We start from the raw sequence: 16,094 nt of genomic DNA, 5'->3' as shown, positions 1-16,094 counted from the left end.
GAAAAACGCCTGCTGATCTGCCGAAAGTATGCTCTGCTTTAAGGGGCAGAAAAGGAAAATAGAAAAAGACGAAATGCATTCCTTATACTTAAAGTGAAGTTTATAAAACAGGCAAGGGCCGGGAAAGAAGTATATTCCTTTCCGGCCCTTGCCTGTTTTATAGCGGAAATTTCTGCCCGATTAAATAATTGTGCTCATTCCTACCTCTATGTTCTCTTTGTGTGGCAGATCATCCGCTCCTTCCTGTACAAAATAAGCGATAAAGGTCCCTACCTGCTCCGTTGTGTAAGCTTCGGCGGGCGAAGTCAGGTCAGGTGTGAGTATCTTTTTATCCAGCGCCTGTTGCACGGCTTTCTTCACCAGGTCGGCTTCGGTTTGCAAGCCAAAATGCTCCAGCATCATGGCGGCAGATAAAATAGTGGCGATGGGGTTTGCAATATTGCGCCCTTTGGCCTGTGGGTATGAGCCATGGATGGGTTCAAAAAGCGCGGCCTTCTCCCCGACAGACGCAGAGGGCAACAGCCCCAGCGAACCGGCGATCACGGAAGCTTCATCCGAGAGAATATCCCCGAACATGTTCTCAGTCAGGATCACATCGAACTGCTTTGGATTGAGGATCAGTTGCATGGCGGCATTATCGACATACAGGTAGTCCACGGCTACGCCAGGATAATCCCCTGCTATTTCCTGTACCACTTCGCGCCATAAACGCGAGGTTTCCAGCACATTGGCTTTGTCAACCAGCGTTAGTTTTTTGCGCCTGCTTTCGGCTGCCTCAAAGGCCAATCGGGCAATCCGTAAAATTTCAATCCGGCTATAGGTACAGTGGTCGTAGGCGGTATTGCCTTGCCGGCCTTTTTCGCCAAAATAAATGCCTCCTGTAAGTTCCCGGAAGAACAACATGTCGGCCCCGGCAATACGCGCTTCTTTTAAAGGCGAATATGGAAGCAACACGTCGTATGCCGTAACCGGCCTGATGTTGGCAAACAATCCAAGCGATTTCCGGAGCTTCAGCAAACCCTGCTCGGGCCGCACTGTAGCCGTAGGATCGTGATCATACTTAGGGTCTCCGATGGCACCTAACAAGATGGCATCTGCTTCGAGGCAGGCCTGTAAACTTTGTGCGGGCAGCGGCTCGCCGGTGGCATCTATAGCACAGGCGCCCATCAGCTGCGTATCGAACGTAAACTGGTGCCCAAATTTTTCACAAACAGCCTCCAGCACACGAATGGCTTCCTGGCACACTTCCGGTCCAATGCCATCTCCGGGGAGCACGGCAATCTTTTTCGTTAATACACCCATATCCTGTTATTTTCATAGGCCTCAATGGCCGCTTTCTGACTAACTAAAAAATCAATATCATCATACCCGTTCAAAAGGCATTCTTTTTTATAGGCATCAATGCTGAAGGGAATGTTTTCCTCCCAGGCCGGTACCCGTAACACCTGCTCCGGCAGGTCTACTATAAAGGTAGCCTGCGGATCTTTCTCCAACAGCCGGAACAACCGACCCAATACCTCGTCGGTAACCTGTAGCGGAAGCAGGCCGTTGTTTAAGGCGTTGCCGCAAAAGATATCCGCAAAGTAGCTGGATACTACCACCCTGAACCCGGCATCATAAAGCGCCCAGGCGGCATGCTCTCTGCTGGAGCCGCAGCCAAAGTTTTTGCCGGCCACTAAAATGCTGCCCTGTTGTTGCGCCTGATTCAGCACAAACTCGGCTTTCAGGTTGCCTTGGCCGTCGTAGCGCCAGTCGCGGAACAGATTTTCCCCGAAACCCTCCCGCGAGGTAGCTTTCAGGAAACGGGCAGGTATGATCTGATCTGTATCGACATTTTCAATCGGCAGCGGCACAGCTGTCGATCGGATTACTTCAAATTTTTCCATGCGTGAGATAGTGGCTTACATCTACAATCTTTCCTTCTACGGCTGTAATAGCAGCAACCAGCGGGCTGGCCAGCAATGTTCGGGAGCCCGGTCCCTGGCGGCCTTCAAAGTTGCGGTTGGAGGTAGAAACGCAGTATGCGCCTACCGGTATTTTATCTTCGTTCATGGCCAGACAGGCACTGCAACCAGGCTCCCGCAGCTCAAAACCCGCATCCGCCAGTATCTTGTCGAGTCCTTCGGCCTTTGCCTGCTTTTCTACCTGTTTGGAACCGGGCACAATAATGGCTTCCAGATGAGGCGCTTTTTTCCTACCCTTTACCACATCGGCCACCTGGCGCAAATCCTCAATGCGCGAATTGGTGCAGCTGCCAATAAATACATAATCGATCTGTTTGCCGAGCAACGACTCGCCGGCCTCGAATCCCATGTAGTGCAACGATTTGGCAAAGCTTGTGCCTTCCCCCTCTCCTGCCTGTAGCGGAATGGTGGCATTCAGGGCGATGCCCATGCCCGGGTTGGTGCCATACGTGATCATAGGCGGAACCGCATTGGCTTTAAAGCGGTACTCTTTGTCGAAAGTGGCATCCTGATCGGAGTACAAAGTTTGCCAGTAGGCAAGCGCCTGCTCCCAACGGTCATTCTGCGGGGCAAACGGGCGGCCTTTCAAATATTCAAAAGTCACCTCGTCCGGCGCTATCATACCACCGCGGGCGCCCATTTCGATGCTCATGTTGCAAACCGTCATGCGTCCTTCCATACTTAAAGATCGGATGGCACTGCCGGCATATTCCACAAAATACCCGGTGGCACCACCGGTACCCAGGGCAGCGATCACATACAGGATCAGGTCCTTGGCCGTTACACCCGGTTGCAGCTCGCCCTCAATGGTCAGGCGCATGCGTTTGGGGCGGCTGAGCAACAGGCATTGCGTGGCCATTACCTGGGCTACCTGGCTGGTGCCAATGCCAAATGCGATTGCCCCAAAAGCACCGTGCGTAGACGTATGGCTGTCGCCGCACACGATCGTCATGCCCGGCTGCGTAATGCCCAGTTCCGGCCCGATCACGTGTACAATGCCTTGGTGTTCGTGCCCCAGGCCGTAGAGTTCAATGGCATGTTTCGCACTATTTTCCGTCAGCTTGTCAACCTGGAAGCGCGATAGCGGATCTTGGATAGGCAGGTGCTGGTTTTTGGTAGGCACGTTGTGGTCGGCAGTCGCTACGATCTGTTCACGCCGGAACAAAGGCAGCCCGCGGGTTTCGAGTTCTTCAAATGCCTGGGGGCTGGTCACTTCATGAATCAGGTGTTTGTCGATGTAAAAGACATCCTGCCCTCCGGCAATGGAGCGCACCACATGGGCATCCCATACTTTGTCGAATAAGGTTTTTCCCATACTAGTTTGCTGCAACTAAATTTTGTTGTTCCACCAATACATGCAGATCTTCATCCACAACTTCCTTCTTCACGTCCGCTACATGCAGAAAAGAAGTATAGGCTTTGTCTATCGTGGGTTTATCGAACTTATACCCGAGTTTCTGCAGGCGGTAAGCCAGGGCTGCGCGGCCGGAACGGGCGGTGAGCACGATAGAAGACTGGTCGACGCCCACCTCGCGTGGATCAATGATCTCGTAGGTTTCGCGGTGCTTGATCATGCCATCCTGGTGAATACCGCTGGAATGCGAGAACGCATTGGCGCCAACAATGGCTTTATTCGGTTGCACCGGCATGCGCATCATGTGCGATACCAAAGCCGAGGTTTCGGTCAGCATGCGGCTATTAATGCCGGTCGTCAGGTTCAGGTAGGGATGCTGGCGTAAGATCATCACAACTTCTTCCAAAGCGGTGTTGCCGGCACGTTCCCCTACCCCGTTAATGGTACACTCGATCTGGCGGGCACCATTTATCACACCGGCCACTGAGTTGGCTGTTGCCAAGCCCAGGTCGTTATGGCAATGCGTGGAGAGGCATACTTTATCAATGCCTTTCACATTCTCATAGAGGTATTTGATCTTGGCGCCGTATTCCTCGGGCAGGCAATAGCCTGTGGTATCTGGGATGTTGAGCACGGTCGCTCCTGCTGCAACGGCCGCTTCGCAGACGCGCGCCAGAAATACGTTATCGGTACGACCAGCATCTTCGGCATAAAACTCCACATCCTCCACGTAGCGTTTGGCGAGCTTCACAGCCTCCACAGCACGGGCGATCACCTCGTCACGCGTAATGCGCAGCTTGTAGGTTACATGCAGGTCGGAGGTGCCGATTCCTGTATGAATACGGGGCCGTTTGGCTCCTTTCAGTGCTTCTGCGGCTGTCAGAATATCGTTGGCAACAGCCCGGGAAAGCCCGCACACAGTGGCTTCTTTCGTCTGGGCTGCAATGGCTTTTACAGCTTCAAAATCACCCGGACTCGATACCGGGAAACCGGCCTCGATCACGTCCACGCCCAGTTGCTCCAGTTGCCGGGCAATGACCAACTTCTCCTGCATGTTCAGTTTACAGCCCGGTACCTGTTCCCCGTCCCGCAACGTCGTATCAAATATTTGTATTTTCTGAGTTGACATCCTTACTTTGGTCTTTATAGCAGAAACATTCGTTGAAACTGTTTCCAATATCAGGAACAGATCGTTGCTGTTGAAACAAATATCCGGCAGGGCTACTATTTCCAAAAGCCTGCACCTTTAGCTTACATTGCTCTTTTTCAACGTTTTAACTAATTTGCTTTTACAATGCCTAACGTGTCCTCAGATCCGGTTTTCCAGTTGATTAAATTGCTGACAGCTTCCGAGAAGCGGCACTTCCGGTTATATACCAACCGCCAGGGTTCGCGCGATGGCTTAAAGTTTCTGCAGCTCTTTGATGCCCTTGATAACCAGGCGCAGTATGATGATGAGAAAATTCTGGAACAGGTACCAAGTATAAAACGCGTACAACTTGCCAACCTGAAAGCAAATTTATACAAGCAGCTTCTCTCCAGTTTGCGCCTTTACCAGGCCAGCCAGAACCTCGACATCCAGCTACAGGAACAACTGGGCCATGCCCGAGTGCTTTACAACAAAGGCTTGTATCAGCAGTGTTTGAAAATGCTGGATAAAATCAAAACTGTTGCCAAACAAGGGGAACTGCACCACATCGCACTTTCGGCAATAGACTTTGAGAAACAAATCGAATCGCAGTATATCACCCGGAGCATCACCGGCCGGGCCGAAGCCCTTTCGGAAGAAGCACTGGGCCTGACTTTCCATGTGTCGCAAATGCATGCGCTCTCGAATGTGGCCCTGCGCATGTATGGTTTATACATTAAAATAGGGCATGCCCGCAACCAGGAAGAGTACGAACTTGCCCGCACTTTTTTCAAGGAAAACCTCCCACTGCTGGACCTTTCGACGGCAGGATTTATGGAAAAGCTATACTACTACCAAGCGCAGGTGTGGTATAATTACCTGATCCAGGATTTTAAGGCCTGCTACCGTTATGCCCGTAAATGGGTAAATTTGTTTGAGGCGAATCCGGCGATGAAAAACAGCCAGATAACGCTCTACATCAAGGGCTTGCACAACCTATTGTTAAGCCTTTTTAACCTGCAGTATTATTCCCGGTTCGAAGAGGTGCTGCGTACCCTGGAGGCCTTTGCCGCTGACCCGGACCGGCGCAGCAGCCTGAATATAGAGGTGTTGCTTTTTCTATACATCTATACCAACCGGTTAAATGCTTATTTTATGCGGGGAGCTTTTTCGGAAGGAGTCGAAGAAGTGCCTGAACTGCTGGAAAAACTTGACTACTTCCAGCCACACCTGGACCCGCACCGGATGCTGGTCTTTTACTTTAAAATAGCCAGTTTATACTTCGGAAGCGGGGATAACCAGACGGCCATAAAATACCTGAACAAGATCATTAACACGGCCGCCCCTAACCTGCGGGAAGATATCCAGTGCTTTGCGCGTATTCTGCGGCTTATTGCCTATTACGAGGCGGGCGATGACTATGAGCTGGAGCACCAGATCCGATCGGTGTACCGGTTTTTAGGCAAGATGAATGATCAGCAGCAAATGCAGGTGGCTATCTTCAGGTTCTTGCGCAACCTTGGTGGCATTACTCCGCCAGACCTGAAAGATGCTTTCCGGAACCTGAAAGACAAGCTCATGGAAATTGCCGCCAATCCCTACGAGCGCCGCCCTTTCCTGTACCTGGATATTATCTCGTGGCTGGAAAGCAAAATCGATAACATGCCGGTGCAGGAAGTGATGCAGCGCAAGTTTTTAGGTATGAAGTAGGCAGGTTCCTGCGATCATTTAAGGGGAAACTATTTCGTATTTTCGGTTTATCGCTAAAGGCAAGCGGCTTGGCGAAAGGTCGCAACTGCAGCATTATAGCACATACCAGTCACAGCAACCCGCCTGTTGCAAAACGGGGAGCAGGCGCTAGTAGGAATTTGCTTATACTTGTCCGTTATACTTTGGGTCATAATCCACCATCCATTCAATACCGAATTTATCCCGAAACATGCCAAAATAGGAGCCCCAGGGACTATCACCAATAGGCATTTCTATACTTCCGCCAGCTGAAAGTCCGTTGAATAGTTTGTCAGCCTCCTCCCGACTTTCCGCACTAATGGCTATCTTAGACCTGTTTTCGTTTTCATTTACCCGGCCCATTCTTTCCGGAATGTCATTAGCCATTAAAATGTTTTTACCAATTGGTAAAGCAATGTGCATGATCTTATCTGCATCCTTTTCTGCTGCCGAAAATTCGGAGCTAGCCATATCTTTGAAGCGTAAGATCATGGCGAACTCTCCGCCAAATACTGATCTGTAAAAATTGAAAGCTTCTTCGGCATTTCCGTTGAAGTTAATGTGCGGGTTGATAAGTGCCATATTGCGTGGTTATGAAAGTTGTTTATTATCTTAAATACCTGTGTGAAAGTGTCGCTATAAAAGATAGGCTAAATTAGGGAATAAAACAGAGAGCATATCGGCGCTGTTTACGTGTTTAACATGATTAATGCTATAAGACCAGCAAAATAGTGAAAACCACTGCACACTCTCTATTTTATGCTCTTTGTTGGTGCTTCGCTGTTTATCTTTTTCGTTTGTAATGTAATTGCGTTAAGCCGGTATCAAATGTTTTTGCCGTCACGAAATCAAGCATTTGTTCAGGCCTCCCGTCTTTAAATAGCCTTGTTCCATTACCTACCAAAATCGGAATGATTGAGATAATGAGTTCATCAATCAAGTCATATTTTAATAGCTCGTTTATTATTTCTGCCCCTCCATCACAATAAATATTTTTCCCTTTCTCACTTTTTAATCGATGCACTAATTCAGGTAAACTTCCAGTGTAGAATTTTATTTTACCAGCATCTGGTCTTTCGGTTCTTGTGATCACATACACGTCTCTTTCCCCATTATCATAATGAGAAGAACCGATTTCTCTTTCAACCCAATCAAAAGTTTTCCTACCAATGATGATGGTGTCAATAGTTTCGTTAAATATTTCATAGCCATAATCTTCACCTTCTTTTTCAACTACTTCTAAGAAACTGAGATCATCATTTGGCTTTGCAATGTAGCCGTCCAAACTTGTCGCAATGAAAAGTGATAATTTTCGCATTTGTCTTTCGTTTACAGTTTCTGCAATGTTAAGGTAGAGCCGGCATGGCTACTTTGGAAAAAAACGACAAATTAAAGTTGCGAAGGGGAAAGTCCCGTATTCCGTTTAATTTCGTTGGTAAGATGCGCATGGTCGTAATAGCCACACTCATAAGCAATATCTAACAAGCTCCGGTTTTCACCTGAGTTCTTTATAATACCTAAAGTATGTTGAAAGCGAATAATGTTTGCATATTCTTTGGGTGAAATTCCTACATGCTTTTTAAAACTTCGTTCTAATTGCCTTACTGTGGTGTTATACTGTTTTGAAAGTTCTTTAATACGCAATTGTCCATGAGAAGCATGTATATCCTTGATGATGGATTGTAGCGGGTTGATTGTAGTTTTGATTCTGTCTGTAAAAAATTGATTTAAATAAGCAGCAGAGTCTTTCATAATATTGTCAATCTTAAATGAGTTGGCCTTCTCAAACTCAACCGTGAGCTCGGTCAGCTCATTTTGTGCTGCATAGGTATAGAAATTTGCAAAAGCTGCTGGTTTAAGGCAAACGCCTACTAAATGTGTATTGCTATCGATAAAACTATCTTTAAAAGAAGTCGTTGCCCCCACTACATACGTTTTTCCAAATGCCATAGAAACCCTGCCATTATCCGTCAGACAGGTATCTGCCAAATTCATCACCAAGCCTGCACATCCATCAGGGAAATTTCGCTCCCATTGTCTGTCATGTTCGTCCCCTTTCAATTCCCAATAGGAATGAATAAAGGGTTCTAACGCATTACAAGGTTTTGTTTCTTTGTATTGCATTGGGTTTACTATGAATGTAAACGGTTTGTACAGGCAATAAGTGAGGCTTAGCCGAACATACTGCTTGTGCTGTGATGGAATCAAACGTTTTGCTTAAACTCAACTTATTGTGCTGTTTGGCTTAACTGTAACTGATAAAGCTTTTTCTTCTGAAAACGATTGTTTTAAGCTTTTGAGTTTTGCCGTTTTGAAGTTGCAATACGATTCCGTTCGGCATAATTCTTCCAGCTTCCCGTCGCACCAGCTTACATAGCATATTCTTAAGCTAATATATGAAATTCTTATAAAGCATCAAGCAAACTCACGATACGTTCAAAGCCTGGCTATTGATGTGGGAAAAGCTTTTGGTGGTCGTGCTGCTCCTATGGCCCGGCACCGACTGGATCTGGCAGATCGTGAATGACCCAGCAGGTGTGGGGCAAAGCATGTGCATCGTAGCCTTTGCTTTCCACCTGAGAATTTCAGAGCTGCCCGCAAAATTCCGAGTGGTTTTTGCCGGATATACAAGTACTACAAGGAAAGAGATGGTGATAAAGCCTGACAGGATATGAAAACAAAAAGCCTGCAAAGATATGATTTGCAGGCTTTTAACAATCTAGTATTACTACCGGCAGAGAGTGAGGGATTCGAACCCTCGATACCCTTTTGAGGTATACACACTTTCCAGGCGTGCTCCTTCAACCACTCGGACAACTCTCTGTTTGTGGTGCAAAGATAAGTGATAAACTCGCATACTTGCAAGCAAACCTTTCCTCTTACTTTAAATACTTCTAGATGGTTATTTCGCCGCGTAAGTTTTGGCGCAGCAGCTCAGTTGTTTGTACCAGGCTTAGCTCCAGGCCCAGCACATACATTAATTTGCTAACGGCCGCTTCCGTGGTGATATCAGCTCCACCCACTACGCCCATGTCCAGCAAATGCTTGCTCGTTTCGTAGCGCCCCTGGTCCACGTGTCCCTCATCGCACTGAGAAACATTCAGGATCACAATACCTTTAGCCAACGCCTCCCGCAGCAAAGCCAGAAACCACGAAGCAGTGGGCGCATTGCCTGAGCCGAAGGTTTCCAGTACCACACCTCGCAGCTCAGGTGTTTGCAGGATACTTTGCACTACCGCAGCCGTGATGCCCGGAAATAACTTCAGCACCACTACCCGGTCGTCCAGCTGGCCGTGTGCCCGAAAAGGGCGGGTAGGATATGGCAGGACATGCTCGGCATTGTAGTCGATCTCTATCCCCGTTTCAGCAAGGGGCGGGTAATTATCGGATTTAAAGGCATCGAAATGGCTACTCTCCACTTTTTTGGAGCGGTTGCCGCGCAGCAGCAGATTACGGAAATAGATGCATACTTCCGGCACCCTGCTCGTGCCCTCCTGCCTGGTTGCGGCTATCTGCACCGCGGTGATCAGGTTCTCACGGGCATCGGTCCGGATGCGGCCGATGGGCACCTGCGCCCCGGTAAAAATTACAGGCTTCTGCAGGTTCTCCAGCAGGTAGCTCATAGCCGAAGCGCTGTAGGCCATGGTATCGGTGCCATGCAGCACCACAAAGCCATCATAACTTTCATAGTTCTCTCCTATCAGCCGAGACAGCAGCAGCCAGTCTGCTACCCCCATGTTAGAGGAATCGATGGCGGGTTCGATGCTGAGTACCGTGAGCAGGTAATGAAATTGCCGCAGTTCGGGTACATGGTCCAGGATCTGGGTAAAGTTGAAGGGCACCAAATGCTGCTCAGCTTCGTCAAATACCATCCCGACAGTGCCGCCCGTGTAAATGATCAGTATGGCGGCCTCGGGGTGCAACGGCGTGGCCGTGTCGATGTCTACTTTAACTACCTGCATACCTATAGCTTAAATAGTCGGAGGGCGTTTTGGGAGGTCACTGCGGCTACTTCCCCCACTGGTTTGTTCATCAGTTCAGCCACTCGCCTGCCTACCAGCGGCAGGTAAGCCGGTTGGTTGCGTTTGCCCCGGTGCGGCACCGGCGCCAAGTAAGGGCAGTCGGTCTCCAGCACCAGGTCCGAAAGCTGCACATGCGGCAGTATTTTATCAAGGCCTCCGTTCTTGAAGGTAGCCACTCCCCCAATTCCCATTAGGAAACCCAGTTCCTTCACTTTTTCAGCCTGCTCCACGGTGCCGGAAAAACAATGGAAGATACCCTGCAGACTGCCGTCCTGTGCTTCGGCCAAGATTGCATATGTTTCTTCAAACGAATCGCGCGTGTGCAGCACCAGGGGCAGTTGGTGCTTTTTGGCCAATGCAACCTGCACTTTCAGCGCTTCCTGCTGCTCCTGCAGCAATGTTTTATCCCAGTACAGGTCAATGCCACACTCGCCGATAGCGGCAAATTCCCTTTTATTTAGCCACTCTTCCACCAGGTATAACTCACGCTCAAAATCCCGGTTAACAGAAGTCGGGTGCAACCCCATCATCGGAATACACTGGCCGGGAAATTTCTCCTCCGCCGCCAGCATGGCATCAATAGAAGTATGATCGATATTGGGCATGTAAATTTTGCCTACTCCTTCGGCAGAAGCTTGTGCTACGGCCTGTTCCCTGTCGTCATTAAATTGTTCGGAATAAATATGCGCATGCGAATCAATGAACTCCATAAGCCAGTTTAATTTATACTACTAAATAAGATTGCTCTGCAGCAGGCTGCAAATTAATAGTTATTTCCCGAAAGCCAGAAAGCTTGAACACGCAAAGTCCACCTCTTTGCTACAGCTGCCTTTATACTTTGCTCACCAAAATGGATATACTTGGCTGGGATATAACGGCGTATAGTTGAATGTCGATACTATCATCCTTGGTAAGAACAGGACGCCCCCCTGATTTATACTTCAGCAAACCGGGCCTGTAAAATACGCAGCAAGTATAACAACCCTACCAATAAATCAGGATTCAGAACTCAGAACTACTTTAATATTGCCGCCCTTTCCAGGATATTTTGAGAGGCAGGAAGAAAAGCACGATCAGGATCAGAGTGGACAGGATCAGGTACAGCTCGAACAAAATGTAAAGCCACCATGGCACACGCAGGCCAAGGCGGCGCAGACAAATAGCGGCAAATACACTCTGCAAAAGCAACTTGCTGGCAAATATTGCAAGCGCCACTTTAACCGACGTATAGATAAAGAAAGGCAGCAGCACCGGGTAATACGCACCATGAAGTAAAAAAATGATGACCATGTAGAACGGGAGGTGCATGGAAGCGCGCATCCAGCGGCGGCGCTGGCTAAGGAATTGGGCAAAGGAGCCGGCAGGCGTTGAGATGGCCAGCACCGATCGGTCGTAAATGTTGCGGGCCTTCCAGCCATGCTCCATCACTTTATTAAAAATGGCGACATCTTCGGTAATGGGAAATGCGATGTTTTCGTATCCTCCCGCCTGCTCATAGGCTTCCCTTCGCAGCAGCATGTTATTGCCCATCGTGGATACCGGATAACCAACATCCGAAACGACCTGCATCAGCCCCAACGAATATAGCCAGTCCAGCATCTGAATCCGGTCAAAAAGCCGTTCGGTAGTGGTGGTGGTAATGCCTGTTACCACGCATACCCCCTCCTGCAGTTGCTCCAGCATAGCCTGTACCCAATAAGCCGGCACTGCAATGTCGGCATCGGTGTAAAAAAAGAATTCCGAGGTGGCTTTCCGGGCAAGTTGCGCCAGCACATTGGCTTTGCCACGTGTAATACCCACGGTTTGTGTAATGGGCAGGCAGCTATAGTTGGGTTTGTCCCGGATAAAGGCTTCCACTACAGCTCGGGTGGCGTCGGTAGAGGCATCGTCGCCGATCAGTACTTCAATTTTTTCTTTCGGGTATCGCAGCTGTTCTATTGCCTGCAAGCATCTTATGATCGTATGTTCTTCGTTCCGGGCAGCAATGAGAATGCTGATGTAAGGGGTATTTTCCAGGGAGAGAGTATAGCGCTTCCGGTTAAAAAGCAGCAGTGCCAGCAAGGCCAAAAATAGCAGAAAGTAAAGTATAAAATAGGCTACCGAAATGATCATAGGGTTTTGAAAGAGTAGCCGAGCCCTGAAAAATGATCCAGAAAACGCGGAAGCGCATACATCATATTCTGTTGGGCCTTCAGGCTGTCATGAAATACGACAATGCTGCCGCTTTGGGTATGCTGCAGCGCTTTCTGAAGGCATTTTTCCGGGACCAACGTGCGGTCATAATCATTGGTGAGGATGTCCCACATAATGAGCTCATACTGTTGCCCCAGCGCCGCTCCCTGGCGGGGTGTGATGCGCCCATAAGGCGGCCGGAAAAGCGCGGGCTTTTGCCCGGGCTGTAACGCATCCAGGGTAGCTTGACAGCGGGCTACATTCTGTAGGTATTCCGGTAAAGGCGTTTGCCAGCCTTTGAGGTGATGATAAGTATGATTAGCTAGCAAATGACCCTCCGCCAGGGTAAGTCGGGCCACTTCCGGGTGCTTCCGGAGGTTATCTCCCACGCAAAAGAAGGTTGCTTTTGCCCCATAGCCTGCGAGCTGCTCCACCACCCATGGCGTCACTTCCGGAATAGGGCCGTCATCAAAGGTCAGGTAGATGGTTTTTGCCTGTGCCTCCCGCTGCCAGGTATAGGCAGGCAACAGCTTTTTCAGCAGCGCGGGCGTTTTGTAAAGGCGGATCAAAAGAATTGGGAGATGTGCAGATGTGACAATTTGAAAATGTGCTGATGATTATGCAGAAGTATCAAAGTACCTGATTTTGACTACCCCACATCTTCAAATTTATACTTACTTAAACCGGCAGGATAGCAGGGTGATATCGTCGTTTAGCGTGGCTTCTTCGTTGTAGAGGTTTATTTCGCGGAGCAACTGCAGGTGCAGCATCCGCGAGCTCAGGTAACGACTGCGTTGCAGAAACTTGATCGTGTTTTCAACACCAAACTCGGCTTCATCTTCATCAAACACCTCGGTCAGACCATCGGTGTAGCACAGCAGCACAGATTTATGCGGAATGGTCAGTTTGGTTACCTGCATAAAGGGCAGCACATCAAACACGCCCAGCATGGTGCAGCCATCATTGAGCAGCTCATGTGCACCGCTCTCGTGCAGCAGAATTGGGGCATTGTGGCCCGCGTTCACATAGGTGAGTTCGCGCGTCTGGCGGTTGTAGAGGGCCAGAAAAGTAGTGATAAACTTTTCAGCGATCGCATTGCGGTAGATCAGGTGGTTAAGCTCCGAAACAACCGTGTTCAGATCAGATGTCTGCCGCAAAATAGTCCGCAGTCCCGCCTGGAAGTTCGACATCAGCAGGGAAGCCGGCACCCCTTTGCCCGACACGTCGGCCACGCAGAACAGGAACTGGTCCTGGTCTATTTCAATAAAATCGTAGTAATCGCCGCCGATTGAGGAATGCGGGATATAACTGGCATGAATGGAGACGTCTTTATTATTGGGCAGGCTCTTGGGGAACAGCATCGACTGCACCTCGCGGGCAATTTCAATTTCGCGCCTAATCGATTCCTGGGCCAATCGTTGGCGCGCCATCTTATGGTTCTCAATGGCTACCAGCATGATATTACTCACCGTCTGCACAAAGTTGAGCGCATCCATGTTGTGGTAGTTGGGCTGAATCTTGCCGATCATTACAAAAGCCAGCACTTTGCCATTGTGCAGGATGGGAATAATGATCTCGAAGGCACGCCACTTTTTATCGACCAGCATTTTAGAGGTGCGCGTAATTTCAGTCAGCGCCTGAATCTGCTCCGGAATTACCTGTTTGGTAAAATCCTGCTCCGTACCATAACATACCTTGCACTCCCACTCCTCGTCGTGCACAAAAAGCGTCAGGCGGCTGATCTGCAGCTGAGCCAGAAGTGTGAACCGGTAAATTTTATACAGGGCGCTCTCCGGTAAGTTATCGTTAATGGCGCGTGTTATTTCAAGCAACGCCGATAACTCTAGCTTTTTGAGGTTTAGCTCCTGTTGTATATTCGTTAAAATAGTGTCGGGCATTCTAAATCGGTTTTAGAGTCGCAGGCATTTGTCGGTCTTCAGACGAAAGGTTTCCGCTCCTGCTTTCGCAATCAAATACGGGGTAAAAGTACTAAAAAAAGCCAGTGCAGGTACGAAATACATGAAAAACCTTTGCCCGATTGGTGGGAAATTAAAGGTTTCTGATACGGTACATAGCTAGGTTTCACCGCCGTTCCGCATCTGTTCAAAGAGCTACCCTCCGTCTGAATGATACGATAAACAAGATATGCTATATATTGTTTAAATGCCCTGCTCCGCCTGAATCACTCAGCACTATTGTACTAATATTACCACGTTGATTTACAGGAACATTAATGCTTTGAATTCAAGCTAACATCAAAATAAAAATACCACCTAGCTTGTAAGCGGCTCTTCTGTAAAACGAAATGTCAACTGGAGGATGCTAAATGGAATTATGCACGACCAGGCCAGCTTTGGTAGCAAGGAAAAAGAAATCCTGGCAGTGCTTGCCAAAGGTCGCTTCTTCGAAAGGATGCTCTGTGTCCTGATCTGGGTACAGAATTTTGACATACCCTTGCCTGATGAGAGAGTGCAGAGCGGCGCATATTTCAGTGTCGGACAAAGAAAGCGTCCTCTTCAGGTCCGCATACGACGTTACAAAGTATAGTTCGTCGAGGATATCAAATTCGTTTTCGCTCATAAATTTCGGATCATTCTTCCTTTCCAGTGATAGCGGCCAAAAAGTCCTGCCAGCGCTATACATACTACATACGGAATATATACGAACTGCAACGGCAGCATGTATACCAGGTAGCGCTGCTTCCGCAAAAAGGAAAGTATACGGTTTAAAAATAAGAAATCGATCGCACATTTAACAGCATAGGCCGGCAGAAACGCTTGCCAGTGCAGCAACCCGAGCCCTGCTGCAGGAATGGCCAGAAACAGGAACAGGTTTGCGGCAAACACCACTACGGCCACAGCCTGCACTTGCCTGTTCTGATAAGACTTCCATTTACTGGCCCACCGGACGCGCTGCAAAATAAAGGCTGGTAAGCTTTTAGGAGCCATAGTATAAACAATGGCTTTCTGGCTTTTCAGGAATGCAACTTTATCAGGGTAGCACTTGCTTATCTTATGGAGCAGGAACTCATCGTCGCCGCTGGCAATGGCTTCATTTCCGGCAAAGCCGCCTACTTCCTCAAAAATAGTTTTGGTATAAGCCAGGTTGGCGCCATTACACATATTGGGTTTTTGAAGTTGCAGCGAAGCGCCTCCTACCCCTATCAGGCTGGCAAACTCTACCAGCTGCATGCGCTCAAACAAGGTGTTGGTATGCTGAAAGCAGACCGGACCGCTGATAAAGTATGGCTGCCGGGTTTGGTAGAGAAAAGCAAACTGGCGTAGCCATTCCGGCCCTATCCGGCAGTCGCCATCGGTAAAGACCAGCAGCTCGCCCGTTGCCAACTCCACCCCTTTCCTTACAGCAGCTTTCTTGCCCACCAGGTTAACATAACTATCCAACCGGATAATTTTAACATCTATAGTAGTGGCAAGTATAAATTCTGCTGCCACTGCCGTTGTAGCATCCTCGGAATGATCATCTACCAGCAGCACTTCGAGTAAGTGCTGGGGATATTGCTGCGCCTCCAGGTCCTGCAACAAAGCGCCTATGTGCTGGGCTTCGTTGCGCACCGGTATGATCACGGTAATGGCAGTAGCAGGCTGGAAACTTTCCGGTGCATAGCTGCTGTCCATCCGTTGCCAGGCATGCCAGCGCCGCAAAATCAACCAGCTATAGGCGCCAACGGAAAAAAGCAAGAGCCACATCATACGCCTGTTCGGGTT

General features: G+C 48.9%; 16 protein-coding genes and 1 tRNA gene. 2 read left to right on the top strand and 15 right to left on the bottom strand.

All coding sequences use genetic code 11. The features are described from left to right. Nucleotides 1-180: 180 nt before the first annotated feature. Genes leuB through LWL52_RS07595 form a run of 4 tightly spaced genes read right to left on the bottom strand, consistent with a single transcriptional unit; the run spans nucleotide 181 to nucleotide 4,447 of the window. Nucleotides 181-1,302, bottom strand: coding sequence for a 3-isopropylmalate dehydrogenase (gene leuB, locus LWL52_RS07610; RefSeq protein WP_242918497.1), 1,122 nt, complete (start codon nucleotides 1,300-1,302; stop codon nucleotides 181-183). Then, on the bottom strand, nucleotides 1,290-1,886 hold the full coding sequence (gene leuD, locus LWL52_RS07605; protein ID WP_242918495.1) for a 3-isopropylmalate dehydratase small subunit: 597 nt from the start codon (nucleotides 1,884-1,886) through the stop codon (nucleotides 1,290-1,292). The genes leuB and leuD overlap by 13 nt, the downstream gene beginning before the upstream one ends. Further along, nucleotides 1,873-3,279, bottom strand: coding sequence for a 3-isopropylmalate dehydratase large subunit (leuC, locus tag LWL52_RS07600; protein WP_242918493.1), 1,407 nt, complete (start codon nucleotides 3,277-3,279; stop codon nucleotides 1,873-1,875). The genes leuD and leuC overlap by 14 nt, the downstream gene beginning before the upstream one ends. A 1-nt stretch (nucleotide 3,280) precedes the next feature. Then, nucleotides 3,281-4,447 (bottom strand): 2-isopropylmalate synthase, encoded by a 1,167-nt coding sequence (locus LWL52_RS07595; protein WP_242918491.1) that lies wholly within the window; start codon nucleotides 4,445-4,447, stop codon nucleotides 3,281-3,283. Between the two features lie 165 nt (nucleotides 4,448-4,612). Here LWL52_RS07595 and LWL52_RS07590 point away from each other — a divergent pair, with 165 nt between their 5' ends. Beyond that, entirely contained in the window at nucleotides 4,613-6,157 is a 1,545-nt protein-coding gene (locus tag LWL52_RS07590) for a hypothetical protein (RefSeq protein ID WP_242918489.1), read from the top strand. A gap of 162 nt (nucleotides 6,158-6,319) precedes the next feature. Here LWL52_RS07590 and LWL52_RS07585 read toward each other — a convergent pair whose 3' ends face one another. From LWL52_RS07585 to LWL52_RS07575, 3 genes are all read right to left on the bottom strand, one after another. Next, nucleotides 6,320-6,757, bottom strand: a complete 438-nt coding sequence (locus LWL52_RS07585) for a VOC family protein (RefSeq protein ID WP_242918487.1) — start codon at nucleotides 6,755-6,757, stop codon at nucleotides 6,320-6,322. Between the two features lie 202 nt (nucleotides 6,758-6,959). Beyond that, nucleotides 6,960-7,493 (bottom strand): dihydrofolate reductase family protein, encoded by a 534-nt coding sequence (locus LWL52_RS07580; protein WP_242918485.1) that lies wholly within the window; start codon nucleotides 7,491-7,493, stop codon nucleotides 6,960-6,962. 71 nt (nucleotides 7,494-7,564) lie between these two features. Beyond that, nucleotides 7,565-8,299 carry a helix-turn-helix transcriptional regulator gene (locus LWL52_RS07575; RefSeq protein ID WP_242918483.1) on the bottom strand — a complete coding sequence of 245 codons (735 nt, stop codon included), beginning with the start codon at nucleotides 8,297-8,299 and terminating at the stop codon, nucleotides 7,565-7,567. A gap of 329 nt (nucleotides 8,300-8,628) precedes the next feature. On the opposite strand from LWL52_RS07575, the gene LWL52_RS07570 reads away from it, so the two are divergent. Further along, a complete protein-coding gene (locus LWL52_RS07570; RefSeq protein ID WP_242918481.1) occupies nucleotides 8,629-8,850 on the top strand; it encodes a hypothetical protein in 222 nt (73 codons plus the stop codon). Nucleotides 8,851-8,910: 60 nt separating this feature from the next. Here LWL52_RS07570 and LWL52_RS07565 read toward each other — a convergent pair. From LWL52_RS07565 to LWL52_RS07530, 8 genes are all read right to left on the bottom strand, one after another. Then, nucleotides 8,911-8,998: transfer RNA gene (locus tag LWL52_RS07565), tRNA-Ser, on the bottom strand. A gap of 71 nt (nucleotides 8,999-9,069) precedes the next feature. After that, nucleotides 9,070-10,137 carry an asparaginase gene (locus tag LWL52_RS07560; protein WP_242918479.1) on the bottom strand — a complete coding sequence of 356 codons (1,068 nt, stop codon included), beginning with the start codon at nucleotides 10,135-10,137 and terminating at the stop codon, nucleotides 9,070-9,072. A gap of 2 nt (nucleotides 10,138-10,139) precedes the next feature. Further along, nucleotides 10,140-10,907, bottom strand: coding sequence for a TatD family hydrolase (locus LWL52_RS07555; protein WP_242918477.1), 768 nt, complete (start codon nucleotides 10,905-10,907; stop codon nucleotides 10,140-10,142). Nucleotides 10,908-11,217: 310 nt separating this feature from the next. Next, entirely contained in the window at nucleotides 11,218-12,309 is a 1,092-nt protein-coding gene (locus LWL52_RS07550; RefSeq protein ID WP_242918475.1) for a glycosyltransferase, read from the bottom strand. Further along, nucleotides 12,306-12,938 carry a polysaccharide deacetylase family protein gene (locus LWL52_RS07545; RefSeq protein ID WP_242918473.1) on the bottom strand — a complete coding sequence of 211 codons (633 nt, stop codon included), beginning with the start codon at nucleotides 12,936-12,938 and terminating at the stop codon, nucleotides 12,306-12,308. Before LWL52_RS07545 ends, LWL52_RS07550 begins: the two co-directional genes overlap by 4 nt. 105 nt (nucleotides 12,939-13,043) lie before the next feature. Continuing rightward, nucleotides 13,044-14,267, bottom strand: a complete 1,224-nt coding sequence (locus LWL52_RS07540; RefSeq protein ID WP_242918470.1) for a PP2C family protein-serine/threonine phosphatase — start codon at nucleotides 14,265-14,267, stop codon at nucleotides 13,044-13,046. 424 nt (nucleotides 14,268-14,691) lie between these two features. Then, nucleotides 14,692-14,949 carry a hypothetical protein gene (locus LWL52_RS07535; RefSeq protein ID WP_242918469.1) on the bottom strand — a complete coding sequence of 86 codons (258 nt, stop codon included), beginning with the start codon at nucleotides 14,947-14,949 and terminating at the stop codon, nucleotides 14,692-14,694. Next, nucleotides 14,946-16,079 carry a glycosyltransferase gene (locus LWL52_RS07530; protein ID WP_242918466.1) on the bottom strand — a complete coding sequence of 378 codons (1,134 nt, stop codon included), beginning with the start codon at nucleotides 16,077-16,079 and terminating at the stop codon, nucleotides 14,946-14,948. Before LWL52_RS07530 ends, LWL52_RS07535 begins: the two co-directional genes overlap by 4 nt. Nucleotides 16,080-16,094: the final 15 nt, after the last annotated feature.

It is taken from the genome of Pontibacter liquoris, from assembly GCF_022758235.1.
Lineage (GTDB): Bacteria > Bacteroidota > Bacteroidia > Cytophagales > Hymenobacteraceae > Pontibacter > Pontibacter liquoris.
The sequence above is the reverse complement of the archived record's forward strand: the minus strand, read 5'-3'. Positions and strand labels throughout refer to the sequence as shown.